Here is a 13,775-nt window from a genome sequence, read left to right on the forward strand (position 1 = left end):
ATGTTAGCAAAGGGCCTTGCAGCTGTCGGTGTTCGTCCCCATATAGAGTCGAACGGCCTGTCGGCGTGCGTGTTTGGCGTATCCGGCAGGGGTGTGGGGGTTCGCCCTTTTCTCGCCAACGTTTCCGGGTAGAATGCCCCCTTTCGCACGCAGCCGAGCTGGCTGCCGGGTCGTGCCAGGCACCACCCTCCATCCCCCAGCGTGGAAGAATCCGTCGATATGTTTGCGCCACTGTTGAAGAAACTTTTTGGAAGCAAGAACGAGCGTGAAGTTAAACGCATGCTCAAGACAGTGACCGCGATCAACGCGCTGGAGGAGCAGATTCTCGGCCTCTCCGACGATCAGCTGAAGGCCAAGACCGAGGAGTTCAAGGCCCGTCTGGAGAAGGGTGAGACGCTCGACCAGTTGCTCCCGGAAGCCTTCGCCGTGGCCCGCGAGGCCGGCAAGCGGGTGATGGGCATGCGCCACTTCGACGTGCAGCTGATCGGCGGCATGACCTTGCACGAAGGCAAGATTGCCGAGATGCGTACCGGTGAGGGCAAGACCCTGGTGGGCACCCTGGCGGTATACCTCAACGCGCTTTCCGGCAAAGGCGTGCACGTGGTCACGGTGAACGACTACCTGGCCCGCCGCGACGCCAACTGGATGCGCCCGCTGTATGAATTCCTCGGCCTGTCGGTCGGCGTGGTCACGCCGTTCCAGCCGCCGGAAGAGAAGCGTGCCGCCTACGCCTGCGACATCACCTACGGCACCAACAACGAATTCGGTTTCGACTACCTGCGCGACAACATGGCCTTCAGCCTGGAGGACAAGTACCAGCGCGAGCTGAACTTCGCCGTGGTCGACGAAGTGGACTCCATCCTCATCGACGAAGCGCGCACCCCGCTGATCATCTCTGGCCAGGCCGAAGACAGCTCCAAGCTGTACATGCAGATCAACCAGCTGATCCCGCGCCTCAAGCAGCACATCGAGGAAGAGGAAGGCGTGGTCACTCAGGAAGGCCACTACAAGGTTGACGAGAAGAGCCGCCAGGTTGAGCTGAACGAGGCCGGCCACCAGTACGTCGAGGAGATGCTTACCGCCGCCGGCCTGCTGGGCGAGGGCGAGAGCCTCTACTCCGCGCACAATCTCAGCCTGCTGACCCACGTCTACGCCGGTCTGCGCGCGCACAAGCTGTTCCACCGCAATGTCGAATACATCGTGCAGAACGACCAGGTGATCCTGATCGACGAGCACACCGGCCGTACCATGCAGGGCCGCCGCCTGTCCGAGGGCCTGCACCAGGCCATCGAAGCCAAGGAGGGTGTGAGCATCCAGGCCGAGAGCCAGACCCTGGCCTCGACCACCTTCCAGAACTACTTCCGCCTGTACAACAAGCTGTCCGGCATGACCGGTACCGCCGACACCGAGGCCTTCGAGTTCCGCCAGATCTACGGTCTCGACGTGGTGGTCATCCCGACCCATCGCCAGGTGGCGCGCAAGGACTACAACGACCTGGTCTACCTGACCCAGGAAGAGAAGTACCAGGCGATCATCACCGACATCAAGGAATGCCAGGCCCAGGGTCGGCCGATCCTGGTCGGTACCGCTTCGATCGAAACCTCCGAATACGTTTCCAAGCTGATGGAGCAGGCCGGCCTCGAGCACAAGGTGCTCAACGCCAAGTTCCACGAGAAGGAAGCCGAAATCATCGCCCAGGCCGGTCGCCCGGGTGCCGTTACCCTGGCCACCAACATGGCCGGTCGCGGTACCGACATCCTCCTCGGCGGCAACTGGGAAGCCGAAGTTGCGGCGCTGGAAAACCCCAGCGAAGAGCAGATCGCACAGATCAAGGCCGACTGGCAGAAGCGCCATCAGCAGGTGATCGAGGCCGGTGGCCTGCACGTGATCGCCTCCGAGCGCCACGAGTCGCGCCGTATCGACAACCAGCTGCGCGGCCGTGCCGGTCGCCAGGGTGACCCGGGCTCCAGCCGCTTCTACCTGTCGCTGGAAGACAACCTGATGCGCATCTTCGCCTCCGACCGGGTGAAGAACTTCATGAAGGCTCTGGGCATGCAGTCCGGCGAGGCCATCGAGCACAGCATGGTGACCAACGCCATCGAGAAGGCCCAGCGCAAGGTCGAAGGACGCAACTTCGACATGCGCAAACAGCTGCTCGAGTACGACGACGTAGCCAACGAGCAGCGCAAGGTGATCTACCACATGCGCAACAGCCTGCTGGCCGCCAGCGATATCGGCGAGACCATCAGCGAGTTCCGCGAGGAAGTGCTGGGCGCCGCCATCGACAGCCACATCCCGCCGCAGTCGCTGCCGGAGCAGTGGGACATCCGTGGCCTGGAAGCCGCGTTGAACAGCGATTTCGGTGTCCAGCTGCCGATTCAGCAGTGGCTCGACGACGACGAGAAGCTGTACGAGGAAACCCTGCGCGAGCGCATCCTCCAGGCGCTGCTGAGCGCCTACAACGAGAAGGAAGAGCTGGCCGGTGCCGAGGCCCTGCGTACCTTCGAGAAGCAGATGCTGCTGCGCGTGCTGGACGACCTGTGGAAAGACCACCTGGCGACCATGGACCACCTGCGCCACGGCATCCACCTGCGTGGTTATGCGCAGAAGAACCCCAAGCAGGAGTACAAGCGCGAGTCCTTCACCCTGTTCCAGGAGCTGCTCGACTCGATCAAGCGCGACACCATCCGCGTACTGTCCCATGTGCAGGTGCGCCGCGAAGACCCCGCCGAGGAAGAGGCGCGTCTGCGTCGCGAGGCCGAGGCCATGGCCGAGCGCATGCAGTTCCAGCACGCCGAGGCATCGGCCATGCCGGGCGTCGAAGCCGAGGAGGCCGAAGGCGAAGTGGCGGTTGCCAGCGCGGTGCGCACCGAGCCGAAGATCGGCCGTAACGAGCCCTGCCCCTGTGGCTCTGGCAAGAAGTACAAGCACTGCCACGGTCAGCTGAGCTGATCCAGGCAGGGCCTGCTATATAGACAACGCCGCGACCGGCTCTGCCGCTCGCGGCGTTTTTCCAACCCGTGCCGCCTACCCGCGGCTTTGCACTGCCTTCGAAGGAGCGTTCCACATGGCCGTCGGTCTTGGTCCCCTGCCTACTCTGCACCCGGTTCCCGGTTTCGAACTCGGTATCGCCTCCGCCGGCATCAAGCGTCCCGGGCGCAAGGATGTGGTGGTGATGCGCTGCGCCGAGGGCTCTCGCGTGGCCGGCGTGACCACTACCAATGCCTTCTGTGCCGCTCCGGTGCTGATTACCCGCGAGCGTATGCAGGGTGAGGTGCGCTACCTGCTGACCAATACCGGCAACGCCAACGCCGGCACCGGCCCGGACGGCCTGGCCAATGCCCGGCGTACCTGTGCTGCGCTGGCAGCCCTGACTGGCGTGCCGGACGGCGCCGTGCTGCCGTTCTCCACCGGTGTTATCGGTGAGCCGCTGCCGGTGGAGAAGATCGAGGGCGCGCTGCAGGCGGCGCTGGATGATCTGAACGAGAACCACTGGGCCGAAGCTGCCACCGGCATCATGACCACCGACACCCTGCCCAAAGGCGCCAGCCGGCAGTTCCAGCACGATGGCGTCACCGTCACCGTCACCGGCATCAGCAAGGGTGCTGGCATGATCCGCCCGAACATGGCGACCATGCTCGGCTACATCGCCACCGACGCCAAGGTGGCGCGCAGCGTGTTGCAGGATCTGGTGCGCGATGCGGCGAACAAGTCGTTCAACCGCATCACCATCGATGGCGATACCTCGACCAACGACTGCTGCATGCTGATCGCGACCGGCCAGGCACAACTGCCGGAGATCACCTCTGCCAGCGGCGAACTGTTCGCCAAGCTCAAACAGGCGGTATTCGAGGTGTTCATGGAAGTGGCCCAGGCCATCGTGCGCGACGGCGAGGGCGCCACCAAGTTCGTCACCGTGCAGGTCAACGGCGGCGGCACCCACCAGGAGTGCCTGGATGTCGGCTATGCCGTGGCCCACTCGCCGCTGATCAAGACTGCGCTGTTCGCCTCCGACCCCAACTGGGGGCGCATCCTCGCCGCTGTTGGCTACGCCGGCGTGCCGAGCCTGGACGTGAGCAAGATCGACGTGTTTCTCGGTGAGGTGTGCATCGCCAGCCAGGGCTGCCGCGCCGCTACTTACACCGAGGCTCAGGGCGCGGCGGTGATGGCCCGTGAGGAAATCACCATTCGTATCGAGTTGGGTCGCGGCACCTGCAGCGAAACCATCTGGACCACCGACCTCTCCCACGAGTACGTGAAGATCAACGCGGAATACCGCACCTGATCCACGCTCAGCGCTGAGTGGTACCCGGATTCCCGGTAGTCATGGCCCCATGACTACCGGGAATTTGCTATTGGAGGAAGCCGCTCTTAAGGTCGGAACAGTCCATCTGATTCGGAGCGTCCCATGTCCCTGACCCTGGTCATCGGCAACAAGAACTACTCTTCCTGGTCGCTGCGCGCCTGGCTGGCGCTGGAGCTGGCCCAGGTGCCCTATGAGGAAATCCTCGTCTCGCTCTACGGCCCGCAGAGTCGCCAGCGGCTGTTGCAGCATTCGCCGACCGGCAAGGTGCCGGTGCTGAAAACCGAAGATGGGGTGATCTGGGACTCCCTGGCCATCGCTGAGTACCTCGCTGAGCGCTTTCCCGAGGCGCATCTGTGGCCCCGTGGGCAGGCCGCGCGGGCCCTGGCCCGTTCGGCCTGCGCGGAGATGCACAGCGGCTTCGTCGCCCTGCGCAGCCACATGCCTATGGATCTGCGCCGTAGCCAGGCGCTGGCCGAAGTGCCGGCCGAGGTTCAGGCGGATATCGCCCGCGTCTGCGCGTTGTGGCTGGAATGCCGTCAACGTCATGGTCGGGATGGCGATTTCCTCTTCGGTCACGCCAGCATCGCCGATGCCTTCTTCGCCCCGGTGGCGGCGCGGCTGCGCAGCTACCGAGTGGCACTGCCGCAGGAGGCGCAGGCCTATGTGGACAGCATCTATCAATGGCCGGCCTTCCAGCGTTGGTACCAGGCCGGCCTGCAGGAAACGGAGAACAACGGATGAAACGAGTGCATGTGGCGGCTGCGGTGATCCGCGGCGCCGATGACCTTGTACTGATTGCCAGGCGGGCTGCCGACCAGCACCAGGGTGACCTTTGGGAGTTTCCCGGCGGCAAGGTGGAGGCCGGCGAGCAGGTGCGTGATGCCCTGGCTCGCGAGTTGAACGAGGAGCTGGGCATAGACGTCGAGGTGGCCCGGCCGTTGATCCAGGTACAGCACGATTATCCGGACAAGCAGGTGCTGCTGGATGTCTGGGAAGTCTCTGCCTTCAGTGGCGAACCCCATGGCGCCGAGGGCCAGCCGCTGGCCTGGGTTAGCTCACGCGAGTTGCTGGACTACGAGTTTCCCGCCGCCAACCAGCCCATCGTCGCCGCTGCACGCTTGCCGGATCACTATCTGATCACGCCGGATGGCCTGGAGCCGGGCGAGCTGCTGGCCGGTGTGCGAGCCGCCGTGGCGGCCGGGATCCGTCTTATCCAGCTGCGCGCGCCGAACATGTTCGATGCCCAGTACCGCGACCTGGCGGTGGATATCCAGGGTCTGTGCGCCGGCAAGGCGCAGCTGATGCTCAAGGGGCCGCTGGAGTGGCTGGGCGACTTTCCCGCCGCTGGCTGGCACCTGACGGCCGAGCAGCTGCGCAAGTACGCCGCCCATGGCCGGCCGTTCCCTGGGCAGCGCTGGCTGGCCGCGTCCTGCCACGGCGCCGAGGAACTGGCGTTGGCCGCGCGCATGGGCGTGGACTTCGTCACCCTGTCGCCACTGCAGGCCACCCAGACCCATCCGGAGGCTGCGCCGCTGGGCTGGGATGCTGCTGCCGAGCTGCTGCGTGGCAGCAATATTCCCGCTTTCTTGCTCGGTGGTGTCGGCCCGCAGGATAGGGAGCGCGCCTGGCAAACCGGTGCCCAGGGGGTGGCCGGTATCCGCGCATTCTGGCCGCAGAGCTGACCGTCACCGTCAGCTCTGCTTGCCGAGCAGAAATTTGGGCGATCCTCTGCCTCTACGGAGTGTCTGGCTTCTGCGCCGCCTGCCAGAGCACTTCGTCGATGTTCTGCCGCCGGGCGATCAGGCGGGCGGCGACGAACAGCAGGTCGGACAGGCGATTGATGTAGGCCATGCCCACCGGGCGCAGCGGCTCCACGGCATTGAGGTGCTGGCAGCGGCGTTCGGCGCTGCGGGCCAGGCCGCGGCAGACGTGGGCCTGGGCGATCAGCCGCGAGCCGCCCGGCAGGATGAAGTTGGTCAGCGGGCCGACTTCTTCGTTCCACAGGTCGATGGCCGCCTCCAGGCGTTCCACCTCGCTCTTCTGCAGGGCCTGGTAGGCGGGCATGGCCAGCTCGCCGCCGAGGTCGAACAGGCGGTGTTGGCAGGGCGCCAGTACCTCGATGATCTCGTTCAGGCCGTCGCAGCTGGTCTGCTGTTCAGTCAGCTCGGCCAGCAGCAGGCCGAGCTGACTGTTGAGGTTATCCAGCTCGCCGATGGCCTCGATACGCGGATGGTCCTTGCCCACACGGCGCCCATCGCCCAGGCCGGTCTCGCCCTTGTCGCCGGTCTTCGTGTAGATCTTGCTCAGTCGGTAACCCATCTCAGTGATTCATCTCTTCGTGCGTAGCGGTCAGCGGCAGGCGCAGGGTGAAACAGGTGCCCTGGCCCGGGGTGGAGTGCACCTCCAGCTGGCCCTTGTGGTTGTTGGTGACGATGAAATAGGACACGGACAGGCCTAGCCCGGTGCCCTGGCCGACTTCCTTGGTGGTGAAGAAAGGCTCGAAGATGCGCTTGCGCACGGCCTCCGGCATGCCGACGCCGTTGTCCTCCACCTGGATTTCCGCCCAGGGCGGGTTGCGCCGGGTGCGCAGGATGATGCGTCCCGGCTCGCGTTCGTCGTCACGCAAGTGAATGGCCTGGGCGGCGTTCTTCAGCAGGTTGAGGATGACCTGCTCCAGCTCGTTGGCAGTGGCCGGCACTGGCTCCAGATCGGGTGCGAAATCGCGCACGATGGTCAGGCCTTTGAAGTCGAAGCTCTCGGTCAGGTCGAAGTCGTTGCCGGCGATTTCCAGAGCCTGGTCGATCAGCAGCGGTAGTTGGCAGGGCAGCAGCTGGCGGTTGCTGCGCCGGCTGAAGGCGAGCATGTGGCTGACGATCTTGGCTGCACGCGAGCCGGCCTGGGCGATGCCGTCGAGTAGCTGAGGGATCTCTCGGGCCTGCAGGTAGGCGTTGACGTCGTCCAGGGCGATGCCCACGGCCACGGCCTGCTCCTGGTTCTTCACCAGCTCGGCGGACAGGCGCCGGCGGATGTTCTGCACGTTGTGCAGAATGGCGCCGAGTGGGTTGTTGATCTCGTGGGCCATGCCGGCGGCCAGGCCGCCGACCGAGAGCATCTTCTCCGACTGCACCATCATTTCTTCCAGGGACAGGCGCTGGGTGATGTCGTCGATGCGGATCACCGCGCCACGGCCGCTGGTGCCCATCAGCGGATAGAAGGTCAGGGCGTAGTGGTGGGCCTCTTCGCCGCGCTGCCAGGTAACGCGTTCTACCTTCTCCACCTGGTGCTTTTCGGCGGCCCGCTTGAGTTGCGGCAGGAAGGGCTTGAGTGGCGGAAAGGCGAGGAACACCGGCTGGTTCAATGCCTCGTCCAATGGTGTACCGGAGAGGGCGCTGGCTTCCTGGTTCCACTGGGTGACGTAGAGCTGATCGTCCAGGGCGATCAGTGCCGAGGGCATGGAGTCGATGATGTTGTTCAGGTAGTTCTGGAAGCCGGTCAGCTTCTTCTCGATCTTGCTGCGTACCTGCACTTCCAGCTCCAGCTTGCGGTTGGAGTGCCGGGTTTCCTCGGCCAGTGTCTGGGCCTGCGAGAAAGCGCTCTCGGCATCGTCGCGAGCCCGCCGCAGCTGTTGCTCACGGGCTTCCATGCGACTGAGCATGGTGTTGAAGGCGTCGGCCAGGCTGCCGATCTCGTCGCGGTTGCCGCGGGCGGCGCGCAGCGAGTAGTTCTCCTCGCGGGTGACCTGGCGCGACAGCTCTTCCAGCTTGCGAATGGGGCGGGTGACCAGGCGTCGAATCTGCCGGGCGATCAGGGCCCAGAGCAGGATGCTGATCACCAGGATCGCCGCGCTGGCGCTGACGGTGCCGGTGTAGAAGGCGCCCGGCAGTTCGCTGGAGGCGACCAGCAACAGGCGGCCGGGTGCCTTGCCGGTTTGCGGCAGGTCGATGACCTGGGTGGCACGGAACTCGCCCTGGCGCCAGTGCTCAAGATCCTCGCTGCGTGAAGGTAGTTGCAGTGGTTGGCCCACCTGCAGGTCGGCCAGGCGCACGCCGGCGCTGTTGTAGAGGGCGGCTGCGCGCAGCGGGGCATAGCTGTCCAGGCGTTCCAGCAACTGGCGGGCATTCTGTGGCGAGGCCAGGGCGCTATTGCTGAGCTGTGGGGTCGCAAACAGGCGACCAAGGGTCTGCAGGGCCTGCGGTGCCATGCTTTCCTGGGATATCCAGTAGGCCGCGCTGATGAACGCCAGATTGGCCACCAGCATCACTGTGGCCAGCAACACCAGCAGCGCGGCGAGCAGCTTGCGACCGACCGGCAGGTTATCGAGACGCTGGCGTAGACGGCTCAAGGGCGCGGTTTCCAGGGAACGGGGAAGGGCAGGTTAGCCTCGCTTCAGTTCAGGGGCAATCCGCGGGCCTGCAGCTCGGCCTGCAGGCGTCGTTGCAGGTCGCTCAGGTGCGGCAGGTTCAGGGCGAGGCGATCAGCCTCGCGGCAGGCATGGCCAAGCAGGTAGTCGATCTCGGTACGCCTTCCGGCAGCCACATCCTGGTACATGGAGGAATAGTTGGCGGCTGTGGCCTCGATCACCTGCAGTACCTGCTCGTGCAGGCCCTCGGCAGCCTCCGCCTGACCAACCCGGTGCAGCAGCTGAGCAAGCTCGGCGCAGAGCGTGGCGACCGCTTCGGGGAAGTCGCGCAGCCCGCCGTTGCGGCAGCCGTGCAGCACGGTCAGCGGGTTGATCGAGCAGTTCAGTGCCAGCTTTCGCCACAGCTTGCCGAGGATATCCGCCGTCCACTGATGAGGGATACCGGCGCGGGCCAGTTCTTCCAGCCATCCAGGCGCTTGCGTCTGGCCGGGCTGACCCAGCCAGGTATGGCCCTGGCCGGCGAAGACCACGCGAAAGGCACCGTCGCGAAAGGCGCCTTCGGTGCTCGAAGCGAAGATGTAGCTGGCCTTGGGCAGATGCTCGGCGACGGCCTGCTGGCTGCCCAGGCCGTTCTGCAGCAGGATGATCTCGGCGCCCGGAGTCAGGCGTGGTGCCAGGCTGGCGGCCGCCTCTTCGGCGTCATAGGCCTTGCAGGCCAGCAGCAGGCGCTTGATCGGTGTCGACGCCTGGGCCGTCTCGGCAGCGATGGGGTAGAGGCTGCTCTGGCCGTTCTCCACCAGGCTCAGGCCGCCGCCGGCCCGGTAGCGGGTCAGGCTGGAGGCATCACGCAGCAGCAGGCGCACCGGCAGGCCGGCGCGGGCCAGGCGGGTGGCCCAGAGAGTGCCCAGGCTGCCGACGCCGAGGATGTGCCAGGTGGTCACTGCGGTAGCGGCAGGCGCACCGCGCTGACTCGGCCGCTGGCGTAGGAGTCGGGCAGCAAACGGGTGGCCTCGGCGTACAGCTGGCGTGGTTCGACCGGCAGGGACTTGGCGTCGAGGCCGACCAGGGCGATGCCGGCCTTGAGGCTGATGAAGCCTTCGCTGGTCTTGAAGGCCTTGAGATTGAGTCCATCGTGCATGCGCTTGAAGCTGCTCGGCGAGCACTCCTGCAGGTCTTCGAGCAGGGTAATGATGCCGAAGTGGGTCTCGTCCACTCGGGTCAGCACGTCCAGCGGCCGTACCAGCTGCTGCAGACGGCGGGCGACGCCATGCAGCACTTCGTTCCAGAAGCCGTTGCCGTGCTGGCGGCGCAACGCATCGCCTTCCTGCAGGCCGATCAGCAGATAGCACAGGGCGCCACCGCGCGACTCGACCTGGCGCAGGCTGTCGTTCAGCTTCTGTTGCAGGTAGCGCGGGTTGCCCAGACCGGTCAGCGGGTCGACCAGGTTGCGCTGCTCCAGGCTGGCGATGTTCTGGGTCAGCATGCGATTTTCGTTGAGCAGGCGCTGCAGGGTGTTGCACAGGCGGTCGGCGGCGTAGACCCGCGGCACCAGCTGCTCGTTCATCGAGGATTTGCTGATGAAGTCGTCGACGCCGCGGTCGAAGGCTTCGGACAGCACGTTCTCACCTTCCTTGCCGGTGAGCAGGATGACGTAGGTGTAATGCTCGGCAGTTTCGTCCAGCTGGCGTACGCGGCCGGTCAGCTCCAGCCCGTCTATTTCCGGCATCAACCAGTCGGCCAGCAGCACGCTGGCGGGGCGCTTTTCCAGCTGTCGCAGGGCCTCGGCGGCACTGTTGGCGAAGCGTACATCCTGATAACCGGCCTGGGTCAGTGCCCGGCCGATCATGGCGCTGGAAAACTTGGCGTCGTCCACCACCAGGATGCTGAGATGGGGGTTGGGCATTGGTGGCAACTCGCTGGCAGAAATAGGGGGGCCGCAGCAGTGACGAACGGCACGTATCAGACTGGTTATAATGGGCGCGCCATTTTTATCGTCAAGTCAGGCGTGTTCACTCCGTGAGGAGGATCGCGCCGTCCATCAGGAGCAAGCCCATGCCTTCGTTCGACGTGGTGTCGGAACTGGACAAGCACGAACTGACCAACGCGGTCGACAATGCCACCAAGGAACTCGAGCGCCGCTTCGATCTGCGTGGCAAGTGCAGCATCGAAAGCAAAGACAAGACCCTTACCCTGACTGCCGAGGCCGAGTTCATGCTCGAGCAGGTCCTCGACATCGTGCGTAGCAGCCTGATCAAGCGCAAGATCGATTGCCAGTGCATGGAAACCAAGGAAGCCTACGCCTCCGGCAAGGTCATGAAGCAGGAAGTGACTTTCCGCGAGGGCATCGACAAGGAGCTGGCGAAGAAGATCGTCGCCCATATCAAGGACAGCAAGCTCAAGGTGCAGGCTGCCATTCAGGGCGAACAGGTGCGTGTCACCGGCAAGAAGCGCGACGACCTGCAGGAAGCGATTGCGGCCTTGCGTGGCAAGGAGTTCGGCATGCCGTTGCAGTACAACAACTTCCGCGATTGACCCTGCCTGGCGGAACCCTGGCGCCGCGCGGGCGTCCCAATACAACACCCTTCACCGCCATGGCCCGCCATGGCGGTGGCGTTTTTGCTGTCCGAAAAAAGGAGTGAACCCATGGAATTCAATCTCGAGGAGCTGATCAAGCTGTCCGAAAGCTGGCTGCCGGTGGTGCTGGAGTACAGCGGCAAGGTGACCCTGGCGCTGCTGACCCTGTTGCTGGGCTGGTGGCTGATCAACCGTGTAACCCGGCGCCTGCAGCGTCTGATGGCAGGGCGGCGCGTAGACGCGGCGCTGACCAGTTTCATCGGCAGCCTGGCCAACATGGGGCTCAAGGTCCTGCTGCTGGTCAGCGTGGCCTCCATGGTGGGGATATCCACCGCGTCCTTCATCGCCGTGATCGGTGCCGCCGGCCTGGCCATCGGCCTGGCGTTGCAGGGCAGTCTGTCGAATTTCGCCGGTGGTGTGCTGATTCTGCTGTTCCGCCCATTCCGCATTGGCGACTGGATCGAGGCCCAGGGGGTTTCCGGTACGGTGGACAGCATCCAGATCTTCCACACCGTGCTGCGCACCGTGGATAACAAGACGGTGATCCTGCCCAATGGCGCGCTATCCAACGGCGCCATCGTCAACAGCTCGCACCAGGCCACGCGCAAGGTGATCTTCAACATCGGCGTGGACTACGATGCCGACCTGCAGGCCGCGCGCGAGGTCCTGCTTGGGCTGGCGCGCGACTCGCGGGTGCTGACCGAGCCGAAACCGGAAGTGGTGGTGACGTCGCTGGGGGACAGCGCGATTACCCTGTCGCTGCGTCTGTGGGTCAACAATGGCGACTACTGGGGCGTGATGTTCATGCTCAACGAAGGTGTGCGTGACGGCCTGCGTCAGGCCGGTATCGACATTCCTTTCCCGCAGCGGGTGGTGCGCATGGTCAGCGCCGAGGCATCGGCCTGACTCAGCTCTTGCTCGGCTCGCTCACCAGCGCTTCACCGCGCCGCCACTGCAGGATGATCAGCAGGAGGGTGGGGATGCCGAGCAGCGCGGTGGCGAAGAAGAACTGGGCATAGCCCAGTTTTTCCACCATCACCCCGGAGTAGCCGCCGACCAGGCGCGGCAGCAGCAGCATGATGGAGCTGAGCAGCGCGTACTGGGTGGCGGAGAACTTCAGGTTGGTCAGGCTCGACAGGTAGGCGACGAAGGCGGCCGTGGCCAGGCCTGAGCTGAGGTTGTCCAGGGTAATGGTCAGCATCAGCATGAGCATGTGCGGGTCCAGCGCCTGCATCAGCTCCCACGCCGTGCGTTCCGCGTAGATGGCCGGCGTTGCAATGACGCCCAAGCCGGACAGGCTGGCGAACAGCAGGTTGGTGGCGGCCGAGGCCGCGCCGCCCAGCAGCAGGATCGGCAGGATGCCGAAACGCACGATCAGCAGACCACCCACCGCCGCGCCGAGCAGCGTCATGATCAGGCCGAAAAGCTTGCTGACACTGGCGATCTGGCTCTTGGCGAAGCCCATGTCGATGTAGAAGACATTGGCCATCACGCCCATGACCGTGTCCGACATGCGATAGGTGGCGATCAGGCCGAGCAGCAACAGGGCCTGCCAGCGATAGCGCAGGATGAAGTCGTTGACTGGAGTGAGTACCGGGGCCAGGCCGCGACGGCCCATGCGCGACAGGCACAGGCTGGTAAGAACCAGGTAGAGCAGAAAGCGCAGGAATGCGCGGTCGTCGCGGATCAGCTCGACCATACCCAGTTCGCCCTGGAACAGGCCCAGAGCGTCGCTGTTGAAGAGTTGGGTGAACATCGCCGGCACCGATACCAGCAGCACGATCAATACCAGTACCGAGGCCAGTTGGCGGTACAGGCCGTAGCGCGCCGCCGCTATCTGGGTCTGCAGGGGTACCGGCGGCTCGCGCATCCACAGGGTGGTGATCACTCCTGGCAGCATCAGCAGGGCGAACAGCAGGTAGGTGCTGGCCCAGGCGCCATGCTGGTAGCCGGAACCGGGTGTGCCGAACCAGCCGGCGAAGTACAGCGCACCGGCGGTGGCCAGCAGGGCGGCGACACGGTAACCGGTCATGTAGCTGGCGGCCAGGGCGGCCTGGCGGCTGTCGTCGACGATCTCCAGGCGGTAGGCATCCACTGCGATGTCCTGGGTGGCGGAGGCGAAGGCCACCACCACGGCCACACCGATCAGCCAGGAGAGATGCTGTTGGGGGTCGCACAGGGCCATGCCGATCAGGCCGATGGCTACCAGTCCCTGAGACAGCACCAGCCAGGAGCGCCGGCGGCCGAGGCGCCCCAGCAACGGCAGGCGCCACTGGTCGAGCATCGGCGCCCAGACCCATTTGAACGCGTAGGCCAGACCGATCAGGCTGGCATAGCCGATGGTCTGGTGCGCCACGCCTGCTTCGCGCAGCCATACCGAGAGGGTGGAGAACACCAGCATGTAGGGCAGGCCGGCGGCAAAGCCGAGCAGCAACAGGGCCAGGGCGGCCGGGTGGGCATAGGTGGCGAGGGCGGCGCGCCAGGTTTTACGGGGCATGGGCAAGTTCTGCTGAGGGAGCATGCAAAGGGCGCACT

The 13,775-nt window shown here is 65.0% G+C and carries 10 protein-coding genes and 1 pseudogene; 6 read left to right on the forward strand and 5 right to left on the reverse strand.

What is annotated here, in order from left to right:
- The first annotated feature begins 219 nt into the window (after positions 1–219).
- The 4 genes from secA (at position 220) to AYB31_RS15465 (ending at position 5,988) form a co-directional block, all read left to right on the forward strand.
- Complete coding sequence (secA, locus tag AYB31_RS15450) at positions 220–2,952, forward strand: preprotein translocase subunit SecA (protein WP_068829590.1); 2,733 nt, start codon at positions 220–222, stop codon at positions 2,950–2,952.
- Between the two features lie 115 nt (positions 2,953–3,067).
- A complete protein-coding gene (gene argJ / locus AYB31_RS15455) occupies positions 3,068–4,285 on the forward strand; it encodes a bifunctional glutamate N-acetyltransferase/amino-acid acetyltransferase ArgJ (protein WP_068829591.1) in 1,218 nt (405 codons plus the stop codon).
- Between the two features lie 123 nt (positions 4,286–4,408).
- The gene (locus AYB31_RS15460) at positions 4,409–5,047 is read left to right on the forward strand and encodes a glutathione S-transferase family protein (RefSeq protein WP_068829592.1); all 639 of its coding nucleotides are present in this window, start codon (positions 4,409–4,411) and stop codon (positions 5,045–5,047) included.
- Positions 5,044–5,988, forward strand: a complete 945-nt coding sequence (locus AYB31_RS15465; protein WP_068829593.1) for a Nudix family hydrolase — start codon at positions 5,044–5,046, stop codon at positions 5,986–5,988. The genes AYB31_RS15460 and AYB31_RS15465 overlap by 4 nt, the downstream gene beginning before the upstream one ends.
- A gap of 52 nt (positions 5,989–6,040) precedes the next feature.
- Here AYB31_RS15465 and AYB31_RS15470 read toward each other — a convergent pair whose 3' ends face one another.
- The 4 genes and pseudogenes from AYB31_RS15470 to AYB31_RS22060 form a co-directional block, all read right to left on the reverse strand.
- Positions 6,041–6,625, reverse strand: a complete 585-nt coding sequence (locus tag AYB31_RS15470; RefSeq protein ID WP_068829594.1) for a cob(I)yrinic acid a,c-diamide adenosyltransferase — start codon at positions 6,623–6,625, stop codon at positions 6,041–6,043.
- Between the two features lies 1 nt (position 6,626).
- Positions 6,627–8,648 (reverse strand): ATP-binding protein, encoded by a 2,022-nt coding sequence (locus AYB31_RS15475; RefSeq protein WP_068829595.1) that lies wholly within the window; start codon positions 8,646–8,648, stop codon positions 6,627–6,629.
- A gap of 44 nt (positions 8,649–8,692) precedes the next feature.
- Positions 8,693–9,607, reverse strand: a complete 915-nt coding sequence (locus AYB31_RS15480; protein ID WP_068829596.1) for a putative 2-dehydropantoate 2-reductase — start codon at positions 9,605–9,607, stop codon at positions 8,693–8,695.
- A pseudogene (locus AYB31_RS22060) lies at positions 9,604–10,575 on the reverse strand (response regulator); the annotation flags it as partial. The pseudogene AYB31_RS22060 and the gene AYB31_RS15480, both read right to left, overlap by 4 nt.
- Positions 10,576–10,718: 143 nt before the next feature.
- On the opposite strand from AYB31_RS22060, the gene AYB31_RS15490 reads away from it, so the two are divergent.
- Positions 10,719–11,198 (forward strand): YajQ family cyclic di-GMP-binding protein, encoded by a 480-nt coding sequence (locus AYB31_RS15490; protein ID WP_068829598.1) that lies wholly within the window; start codon positions 10,719–10,721, stop codon positions 11,196–11,198.
- A gap of 111 nt (positions 11,199–11,309) precedes the next feature.
- Positions 11,310–12,146 (forward strand): mechanosensitive ion channel family protein, encoded by an 837-nt coding sequence (locus tag AYB31_RS15495; RefSeq protein WP_068829599.1) that lies wholly within the window; start codon positions 11,310–11,312, stop codon positions 12,144–12,146.
- 1 nt (position 12,147) lies between these two features.
- Here AYB31_RS15495 and AYB31_RS15500 read toward each other — a convergent pair whose 3' ends face one another.
- A complete protein-coding gene (locus AYB31_RS15500) occupies positions 12,148–13,737 on the reverse strand; it encodes an AmpG family muropeptide MFS transporter (protein WP_068829600.1) in 1,590 nt (529 codons plus the stop codon).
- Positions 13,738–13,775 lie beyond the last annotated feature (38 nt).

Source organism: Pseudomonas sp. BMS12, from assembly GCF_001592875.1.
GTDB lineage: Bacteria > Pseudomonadota > Gammaproteobacteria > Pseudomonadales > Pseudomonadaceae > Aquipseudomonas.

What these genes read in the sequence shown, in the direction of transcription:
- secA (WP_068829590.1), top strand. Translation starts at nt 220, where the DNA reads ATGTTTGCGCCACTGTTGAAGAAACTTTTTGGAAGCAAGAACGAGCGT.
- argJ (WP_068829591.1), top strand. Translation starts at nt 3,068, where the DNA reads ATGGCCGTCGGTCTTGGTCCCCTGCCTACTCTGCACCCGGTTCCCGGT.
- AYB31_RS15460 (WP_068829592.1), top strand. Translation starts at nt 4,409, where the DNA reads ATGTCCCTGACCCTGGTCATCGGCAACAAGAACTACTCTTCCTGGTCG.
- AYB31_RS15465 (WP_068829593.1), top strand. Translation starts at nt 5,044, where the DNA reads ATGAAACGAGTGCATGTGGCGGCTGCGGTGATCCGCGGCGCCGATGAC.
- AYB31_RS15470 (WP_068829594.1), bottom strand. Translation starts at nt 6,625, where the DNA reads ATGGGTTACCGACTGAGCAAGATCTACACGAAGACCGGCGACAAGGGC.
- AYB31_RS15490 (WP_068829598.1), top strand. Translation starts at nt 10,719, where the DNA reads ATGCCTTCGTTCGACGTGGTGTCGGAACTGGACAAGCACGAACTGACC.
- AYB31_RS15495 (WP_068829599.1), top strand. Translation starts at nt 11,310, where the DNA reads ATGGAATTCAATCTCGAGGAGCTGATCAAGCTGTCCGAAAGCTGGCTG.
- AYB31_RS15500 (WP_068829600.1), bottom strand. Translation starts at nt 13,737, where the DNA reads ATGCCCCGTAAAACCTGGCGCGCCGCCCTCGCCACCTATGCCCACCCG.